The 9,244-nt window shown below is 40.3% G+C and carries 8 protein-coding genes and 1 pseudogene; 4 read left to right on the top strand and 5 right to left on the bottom strand.

What is annotated here, in order from left to right:
* Positions 1–1,483 precede the first annotated feature (1,483 nt).
* Together A9239_RS17855 and A9239_RS00825 are read left to right on the top strand one after the other, a co-directional pair.
* Positions 1,484–1,707 (top strand): annotated as a pseudogene (locus A9239_RS17855) (DUF4277 domain-containing protein); the annotation flags it as partial.
* Positions 1,708–1,936: 229 nt separating this feature from the next.
* Complete coding sequence (locus tag A9239_RS00825; protein ID WP_048155138.1) at positions 1,937–2,332, top strand: secondary thiamine-phosphate synthase enzyme YjbQ; 396 nt, start codon at positions 1,937–1,939, stop codon at positions 2,330–2,332.
* A gap of 194 nt (positions 2,333–2,526) precedes the next feature.
* Here the strand turns inward: A9239_RS00825 and purF are convergent, their stop codons facing one another.
* The 3 genes from purF to A9239_RS00815 form a co-directional block, all read right to left on the bottom strand.
* Positions 2,527–3,960 (bottom strand): amidophosphoribosyltransferase, encoded by a 1,434-nt coding sequence (gene purF / locus A9239_RS00820; protein WP_048118548.1) that lies wholly within the window; start codon positions 3,958–3,960, stop codon positions 2,527–2,529.
* Between the two features lie 49 nt (positions 3,961–4,009).
* Positions 4,010–4,180, bottom strand: a complete 171-nt coding sequence (locus A9239_RS17850) for a 50S ribosomal protein L37e (RefSeq protein WP_011308409.1) — start codon at positions 4,178–4,180, stop codon at positions 4,010–4,012.
* Positions 4,181–4,330: 150 nt separating this feature from the next.
* Positions 4,331–4,549, bottom strand: a complete 219-nt coding sequence (locus A9239_RS00815; protein ID WP_011023130.1) for an LSm family protein — start codon at positions 4,547–4,549, stop codon at positions 4,331–4,333.
* Between the two features lie 475 nt (positions 4,550–5,024).
* Here A9239_RS00815 and thiD point away from each other — a divergent pair, with 475 nt between their 5' ends.
* A complete protein-coding gene (gene thiD / locus A9239_RS00810; RefSeq protein WP_048118557.1) occupies positions 5,025–6,371 on the top strand; it encodes a bifunctional hydroxymethylpyrimidine kinase/phosphomethylpyrimidine kinase in 1,347 nt (448 codons plus the stop codon).
* Between the two features lie 151 nt (positions 6,372–6,522).
* On the opposite strand, the gene A9239_RS00805 is transcribed toward thiD, so the two are convergent.
* Positions 6,523–6,702 (bottom strand): hypothetical protein, encoded by a 180-nt coding sequence (locus tag A9239_RS00805; RefSeq protein ID WP_141706323.1) that lies wholly within the window; start codon positions 6,700–6,702, stop codon positions 6,523–6,525.
* Positions 6,703–6,817: 115 nt separating this feature from the next.
* Between A9239_RS00805 and A9239_RS00800 the strand changes: the two genes are divergently transcribed.
* Complete coding sequence (locus A9239_RS00800; protein ID WP_048118563.1) at positions 6,818–8,116, top strand: TrpB-like pyridoxal phosphate-dependent enzyme; 1,299 nt, start codon at positions 6,818–6,820, stop codon at positions 8,114–8,116.
* Positions 8,117–8,341: 225 nt separating this feature from the next.
* On the opposite strand, the gene A9239_RS00795 is transcribed toward A9239_RS00800, so the two are convergent.
* A complete protein-coding gene (locus A9239_RS00795) occupies positions 8,342–8,869 on the bottom strand; it encodes a hypothetical protein (RefSeq protein WP_141706322.1) in 528 nt (175 codons plus the stop codon).
* Between the last annotated feature and the right edge of the window lie 375 nt (positions 8,870–9,244).

Here is a 9,244-nt window from a genome sequence, read left to right as displayed (position 1 = left end):
GCTAATTTGAGATTCTCTAAATATACAAACGAGACACACCAAAAGTTCAAAATACGAATTCTGTTAATCTTATCACCTCATCTTTTCTCGATAATTACTGATTTAAATTCAAAAAGCACCCTATTAAAAATTTCATACACCCCTAATGAAAAAGAGGTCAACTTCTATAAATAATTATGGAGCCAATCCCAAAAGTAATATTATATTGAAATTATAAATTTACTTTAATGTCTTTCCGTGAAATCGATGATGCTTTCTGGGAGTCCATAGAGCCTTATCTTTCTCCACATAAACCACATGCAGGAAGGCCGTGTGCAGATATGAGTAAGTTAATGAACGGTATTTGTACGTTGTTATGACAGGTTGTACGTGAAAAGATGTTCCCCGTTGCTAGGGATCTAAGTCAACAGTTCATAGGTTCCATCTCTATTTTTGTGAACATAGTACACATATCTGAAAATTTTCAATGAGCTCTTAAACAAAGGTTACGACTTGAAGAAAATAGATCTATCTCATTGCTTTACTGATACAAAGTATATTCCAGCTAAAAAAGGAGAACCACCGAATATGATGGCTACAAAAAAGTAAGACAGCCGATGGATGTATGATACAGCTAAGATTAGGGAATATAACCGAAAAAGAGGAATAAAGTCAAATATACAGTAAACAAGAAAAATCAGAAGAAAAAGAAGAGAGGAAGACCAATAAAGGTAAATCAGGAAGAATACAAAAAGAAAAGTGCAATAAAATGGTTCTTTAACTGGATAAAGTCATGCAAGAAAGTGTTTCCAAGATATGAAATCAAAGAAATATCGTACCTTGGAGTTGTAAATGGTGGCAGCAATAATAAGATTAGATCAAATTTTGGGATGGGCTCGTGCGATAATTTAGTCTTGGGGTATTAAAATTCAACTTCGATAGAAAAAAGGAAATAATAGTTAATAATAAACATTATTTGCTATTAATATGCGGTATAGAACTCAAACGTTTCAAAAAATAAATATATTTGATGAGTTGAAATTATAGTAACATAAAGAAAAATCAAAAATAAATTCAAAATTTATGAATATGAGGAATATAAATGATAGACACCATTGTAGTAATAACGATAATATTGAGAATAATATTTTTTATTATACTTGTGGCATTAGCTTTGAAAATAATTCAGAAATTAAAATTATAGTTTTTGGCGCAATCTACTACACCTATTCGAGGTTCTTGTTGTATCAATTCGAAGAAAAGTACTTTTAGAAAGAGGAAGCTGTGCTGCTTTAAAGAGGTAAAACCACTACTGAGAATCAACAATTTTTGACATTGGGCTGCTTTTAGAATAAATACGCAAGTACTTCTCATTAAAGAAGAGACGACTATCAGATATGTTTCTTTAATATAATATATTGCCTTCCCACAGTAAATTTTTTGGGTTTAATATTTTTCAAATCGTGTACTTACTTTTTATAAAATCTCACCTAATTTTGCCATAATGACTCTCTCTCCTAGATCTGAATCCACAACTCATCTTAGTCATTATGGCCTTATTGCTGGCGTATTTGACGAACTCGATAGTTCATATTCGATTTACACTCTTCTCCTCAGAAAAGTGGCCACAACATTTCTCATTCTGCTGTAATTAAGGCAATGTGCATTAACGGTTTAGGATTTACTGAACGTCGTCTTTACCTAGTTCCTGCTTTCTATAAAAACTTAAGCAGTATGCCTATTTTTCTGTAAAATTAGAAATCTCAAAAAGTTGGTAGTTTAAAATCCAATATTAAGAGAATGGATTATATTCAGTAAGCAAAAAATGAACTTTGAATTTACAGCAAGTCCGCGCACTGCATTAAGAAGTGAGGAAAATAGGATATTACGTTGAATCAATGCATTTTTTGTAAGAAAAGACTGAAATAGAATCTAGAAAGCTTTAGAGGGAAAGACTTTGCAACTCAAAATCGAGACGTCCAAACGCATTGAACTGGTTGATATCACTTCACAAGTTCAGGAAGAAGTAATGAAATGCGAAATAATTGAAGGCATATGCCTTATCAGTACACGACATACTACCGCAGGTATCATAATAAACGAGAACGAAAGCGGGCTAAAAGAGGACATACTGGATCTTTTAAATAAGCTTGTTCCTGCCGGTGCTGGTTACAGGCACGATCGCATAGATAACAATGCGGATTCCCATCTCAAAGCAGTACTGATTGGAGCAAGCGAAGCCCTGCCTGTTTCGGCAGGAAAGCTTGAGCTCGGGACGTGGCAGAGAATCTTTTTTGCCGAAATGGATGGGCCAAGAAGCAGGACAGTTAATGTTACGCTTTTAAAGGCTTAACAAGATGACGAATAAACGTAGAATAGATAAAAACTACGAACGGATCAAAAAGAGTAGTGGAAAATCAAATAGACATTGATAATTCAAAAAGAGTAGTGGAAAATCAAATAGATAGTGAAAGAATTCACAAATACAGTGAAAATTCAAAAAGAATCGTAAAGAAAGTTCCTTACGAATCGACTTGGAAGAGCCGTTCAGGAACTTTCCTGGTTATTGTTAAAATCATCCAGACGTGTCTGCTTCCTTATGCAGTTTTCTCCAGGAATTTCTACAGGATACTCACCTGTAAGGCAACCAAGGCACATGTCGCACTTATCGCGCCCAAGAGCCCTCATAAGTCCGTCAATACTCAGATATCCGAGGGAATCCGCATTAATAAGGCTTTCAACCTCTTTTACGGTTTTATAAGAGGCGATAAGTTCCTGCCGGGTAGCCATATCTATACCCAGATAGCAGGGGGCAATAATTGCAGGACTTCCTATCCTTGCATGGATTTCTGACGCACCTGCCCTGCGGACCATATCTATAATCCGCCTTGAGGTTGTACCCCGGACAATGCTGTCGTCAACCAGAACAACACGTTTGCCTTTAACATTATCCTGAATGGTATTCATTTTAAGCCGGACTGCGGTTTCACGCAATTCCTGGCCAGGCAGGATAAATGTACGCCCTATGTAACGGTTCTTCATAAGACCTTCAAGGTATTTGGTACCTGATTCCCTGGCATATCCAATTGCCGAAGTAATCCCGGAGTCAGGAACAGGAGAAACAACATCAGCCTCTACAGGATGTTCTCTGGCTAGCTCTCTCCCGATATTTTCCCGCACTTTGTATACCAGTTTTCCGTCAATAATAGAATCAGGCCTTGCGAAATAAATGAACTCGAAAACACAATGTGCAGGATGAGTCTCGTTTCCTATCTGGTAGCTCTCAAAACTGTTGCCTGTAAAGACTATGACCTCACCTGGCCGCACATCCCTGATAAGGGTGCCATTAAGGGTGTCAAGGGCTACGCTTTCCGAGAAGACTGCATATCCACCATCGACTTTCCCGAAGCAGAGCGGCTTAAGACCGAGAGGATCCCGCACAGCATACAGAACACCGCCTATATGGATAACCAGGGAATAGGAACCGACAAGCTTGCGCATGACATTCCGGATTGATTCTATAGGGTCATGCCTTATCAGTTCTTTTACAAGAAGGTGGCCAATAACTTCGGTATCGGACTCACTGATAAAGATACGGCCTTCGCACTCCAGTTCATCCTTGAGCGTTCTGGCATTAACCAGGTTCCCGTTATGGGCAATTGCAACTGCTCCTCCTTTAAATTTCAGAACAAAGGGCTGGCAGTTTTCTATTTTTGATCCTCCGGTGGTTGAGTAGCGGACATGCCCTACTCCTACATTTCCAACCAGGTGTCCGAGAGAATCTTTGTTATACACATCAGGGACAAGACCCATGCCTTTAATGGAATGAGAGGATGTACCATCATATACCATTATGCCAGTGGATTCCTGTCCTCTATGCTGGAGGGCATACAAGGCGTAATACAGCTTGAATGCGACAGTATTGGATTGCGGCCTATCGCCTGGTAGAATTATGCCTGCAACGCCACATTCTTCTTTCAATTTCGACCTCCGGTGAAGGTAAAAAATAGAGAAAGTGGAACAGACAGGCTTAATACTTGCACTTTGCCTGCCACTTGTAAGCTCTTATACGAGATGTTTTTCCAAAACCACATGAAGTACACTGTTTTGTATGCACGTTAAAAGAAACACTACCGCAGCGCCTGCATTTAGCGTGTGTGCGTTTCTGCCTTTTTCCCATTGATGAAGTACCTTTACTCATTCCTAAATCTCCTGATAAAAATTAATTTGTTAGAGCAGTATTCGATAATCTGAAGCGATTCTATTCATCTGAATTCACTCTTTGCGGCCAGTCACAATAAGTCCTGGTGCTCCGAGGTTTAACGATAATAGATGAAGTGCTTGATATAGATTACGGAGATACGTATACCACGTTGTCACCGCGAATAACGACACTGCTGAACTTGCTTACAACTTCTCCGTCTCTTAGCTCTTCAGCATTGTCAAGCACGAGGTTCATGTGAATATCGTATCCTTTCAGCTCGCCTCTAAACTCGCGTGCGCCTTTCAATCTAACGATTACAGGTGTGTCCAGTGCGTTGTTCAAAATATCCAGAGGTCGGTTTGCCATCCTTACAGTCCCCTTAAAACATTACAAATCAAGTCATTATCTATATCAATATAAATAGTTAATCCAGATTTAAATTGATCGCCGCGTCTTAAATGCGTCTTAAATATGATTATTTGCATCAAAGTCGCAAATACAATATATAAATGTATCGAAGCAATATATCATTTTATAAGTTATCATACAGAAAAAACCCCTTGAGATAAACGAGAATTTTCTACAAAATGCCCTGATATGAACGCGAAATGAACGAAAATTACTTCAGGACAGAGACAATCCCCCAGAAAAAACAAAGGGTCATTTAAACCTGTTGAGAAGATTTTTTACAAATAATTCTATTAAAACTTATAAAAATCTTCCTGAAAGGCACAATATTAAATTAATTTCCCATTCCAGAATATTAAATAAAATCCCCATTGCCAGAAGAAAAAGTTCCAGAAAGTAGCAGGAAAACGAATGAAAAAAAGAGAAGGAATCCATGACCGAAAAAACCTTAAAAGTAAAAACCCCGATTGCTCTGACTATTGCAGGTTCGGATTCAGGAGGAGGAGCCGGAATTGCTGCGGATCTGAAGACTTTTGCCGCTCTTGGAGTACACGGAACCTGCGCTATTACATCGGTTACTGCACAGAATACCACAGGAGTGTTGAAAACCTTTGACCTCACTCCTGAAACTGTCGCCAGCCAGATCGAAGCCGTCTGCACTGATATGGAGGTAAGGTGGGCAAAAAGTGGTATGCTTGCCTCATCAGAAATCGTAAGGGAAGTTGCAAAAGAAGTAAAGAAGTACGAGCTTTCTCTCGTCCTGGACCCTGTCATAGCTGCTGAAGCAGGAGGAAACCTTCTGCGAAAAGAAGCTATCTCTGTCCTTACTGAAGAACTGCTGCCCTTCTGCAAGGTTACGACTCCCAATGCGTCCGAAGCAGGTGCACTCGCTGGCATGTCTGTCAAAACCCCTGAGGACGCGAAAATTGCAGCCAGGAAAATTGCGGACCTGGGTGTTGAAGCTGTCATTGTTACAGGAGGACATCTGGATGCCACTGACTTGATTTATGAAGCTGATTCTGAGACTTTTACCCGTGTTCCGGGCACTTTTGTTAAAGGAGGAACACACGGCACGGGCTGCACTTACTCTGCGGCAGTGACTGCCTTCTTAGCTTCCGGAGAAAACCTGGAGGGAGCTGCAAGGAAAGCAAAGAAATTCGTTGAACAGGCAATCCTCAGGAGCAGGCCTGCAGGCAGGGGAGTAAGTCCTGTAAACCAGCTTGGATTGATTCTGGAGGAAAAAGAACGCTACCTGGTTTTAAGAGAATTAAAAGAAGCAGTTTCGATTCTTGAAAGCAGCCCTGATTTTTCAAAACTGATTCCCGAAGTAGGTTGTAACATAGGAATGGCTATTCCCGAAGCTGACAGCTACGAAGACGTTGCGGCCGTCGAAGGCAGGATAGTAAGGCACAGGGATCGGGCAGTTCCCGTAGGCTGTGTCGATTTTGGGGCCAGCCGACATGTAGCAAGGATTATTCTTGCGTCCCTTCGTTATGATCCTGAAGTAAGAGCAGCAATTAACGTAAAATACTCCAGGGAGGCACTTGCAGCCTGCATAGATATGAAACTTGGAATTTCCTCTTTTGACAGGGCTGAAGAACCGGAGAACTCCAGTACTATGGACTGGGGTACAGCCGAAGCAATCAAAAAGTACGGAAGCGTGCCGAAAGTCATCTATGATAAAGGAGGCAAGGGAAAAGAACCAATGATACGCCTGCTAGGGAGATGTGCTACTGAAGTGGCAAAACTTGCTGTGGAGCTTGCAGAAAAGATACAATAATCCGGTTAAAAATCAAGAACTTCAGTTATCGACAATCCATCTTAAAATCAAGTGGAACTCTCAGAATATCATGTGAAATTCTCAGAATGTCAAACGAAACTCTCGGAATGTTAAGTGAAATTCTCAGAACCTCAAGTGAATATTTTTAGAATCAAACTTTTTTCATAACCAATATTTTGATTCTAACCGTTTTTCGTTTTTTGGCTCCTATTCTGTTCGCTTTACTTTTTTCCCGGTTTTTGCTTCTAGCTGTTTTTCCTTTTTTTTGATTCCAGCTTCTGGCAATCTTTCTTTTTTCAGACCCTATTTTTGATAAGTAACTTTCCTTCAAACATCTTTTTCCCAAAAGTACATAAATGGAATGTGAACTCCTTAAATGTAAAGTAAATAACACTTATATACGTCGAAGTACGAACTTGTGCATAAAAGACTGATGGAGAAAACCTATGGAACAGACAAAGATTATCCTTGACGAGAATGAAATGCCTAAACAGTGGTATAACGTCCTTTCAGACTTCTCCTCTCCTATCGATCCGCCTCTTGATCCAAGAACCAGGGAGCCGATAAGCCCTAAGGCTCTTGAACCTATTTTCCCAAAAGGTCTTATCAAGCAGGAAATGAGCAGTGAAAGGTTTATTGACATCCCTGAAGAGATACTTGAAATTTACAGGCTCTGGAGACCAAGCCCTCTTTACAGGGCTCACAGGCTGGAAAAACTTCTCAAAACCCCTGCAAAGATATACTATAAAAATGAAGGGGTAAGCCCTGCAGGCAGTCATAAGACAAATACCTCAATTGCCCAGGCTTATTATAATATGAAAGAAGGAACCGAGAGGATCACAACTGAAACCGGGGCAGGGCAGTGGGGAAGTGCATTAGCTCTTGCCTGCAATTACTTTGATCTCGAATGTAAAGTCTATATGGTCCGTTCCAGTTTTTACCAGAAACCCTACCGGAAATCCATGATGACAGTCTGGGGAGGAAATGTTGTGCCTTCGCCAAGTGAAGATACCGAATTTGGGAAAAAGATTCTGAAGGAACAGCCGGAAACACCGGGAAGCCTGGGGATAGCAATCAGTGAAGCCGTAGAGGATGCAATCGCACATGATAGCACTAAATACTCACTGGGAAGTGTCCTCAACCATGTTATGCTCCACCAGACAGTAATCGGGGCTGAATGCAAGAAGCAGCTTGAACAGGTTGAAACCTATCCTGATATAGTTATAGGCTGCTGCGGCGGAGGAAGCAACCTCGCGGGAATATCTCTTGAGTTTATTAAAGACAAGATTGAAGGAAAGAGAAATCCAAGAGTAATTGCAGTCGAGCCTTCCGCCTGCCCGTCCCTGACTAAAGGAGAATACAGGTATGACTTCGGAGATACTGCGGAAATGACCCCGCTTCTTAAAATGTATACCCTAGGACACAAACATGTTCCTCCTGCCATCCACGCAGGCGGGCTCCGTTACCACGGTGACTCCCCAATTATAAGTAAACTCTACGCTGAAGGGCTTATTGAAGCTGTTGCATATGATCAGTACCCGGTGTTTGATGCCGCTGTGCAGTTCGCAAGGACCGAAGGTATAGTACCTGCTCCGGAATCCTCCCACGCTATCCGCTGTGCAATCGACGAAGCTCTCAAATGCAAGCAAACCGGAGAAGAAAAAACGATTCTCTTCAACCTGAGCGGACACGGACATTTTGATATGAGTTCCTATGACAAGTATTTCAACAAAGAACTTGCCTGAAAAATTGAAAAATAAAAAAGTAAGTATAAAATTCAAACAGGATGCATTAAAGGCATCCTGATAATTATTAAACTATACCGCTAAAGCACTGCTATATAGAAAGACATTATGAGAATTGTATCTGTACAGACATAGCCAGTAGAGAGTGCTCTATGAAACATTAAATTACCCAAAAGACTCAGGATGGTTGGGCGTGACTACTCCCGCGACTGAAGTCGCGGGCATCTAAGCTTTCGCTACAGACTGTAATCCCAGTCTGAGAATATTAATAGCAGCATTATGATCTCCTATCAAGAGTAAGACCACAGTAAGGACAGCTATCCGATATTCGTTTCCTGTTGTTTTGTCCTTTACTACGGTCATCACTCCTATAGCAGGATAATCATATACAACCAACTGAGTTGACTTAATTTTCCCATCTGGGTATTCATTTTTGGCGATTTCAATTGATTTTTTAATGGCTTTAGCAGCATCAAAAGGTTTTGAATCAAGTTCAACGAGTTGTACTGAGTGCCCCATCTTTTTATCGGCACCAATGTAGATTCTACCTATTAGGTTACTATTTTTGTATACCGAAAATTGATAATACAATTTTCTACCACTTGGGTCATAAAGCTCCAATGGTTTAGGGTCAATATATGCCTCTGTCCAGTTTTCAAGTCCCGGTGTGTTAGTTGAGATAAAGTTTATCATGTGAGCATTTGCGTGCTCAAGGGCTTTCTCCGCAGTTACACTATACCTCTTTCTGTGCACTCACAGCTGGTATCAATGCCATACCAACCAGCATTGTCAAAAGAATTATTCCTATTCCAATTTTGTTCTTAACCATTCGTTTAACTCCTAGTTATTTTTCTCTAGGAGGCAGGATCAGGTAAGCTTAAATATTCGCACAGCTAAACATGATAACTGCCTCATAGGGCGTGTTTTATGGAGTTCTGGTGGCATTGGGAATCACTTCAAAACTCCATAAATTTCTCTTTTTTAACTCCTTATAAGTTTTATGTCCACTCTCTCTAACAATGCAATTTTCAAGAGGATTTTGAGTCTGGATTACTTTCCAGTATTTATACTGTTTAATGATTTGGCCATAAATTCTTTATTTGAGTATATGTCTTAACCAATATTCAA

The organism is Methanosarcina sp. A14, from assembly GCF_001729375.1.
Taxonomy (GTDB): Archaea; Halobacteriota; Methanosarcinia; order Methanosarcinales; family Methanosarcinaceae; genus Methanosarcina; species Methanosarcina barkeri.
The sequence above is the reverse complement of the archived record's forward strand: the minus strand, read 5'-3'. Positions and strand labels throughout refer to the sequence as shown.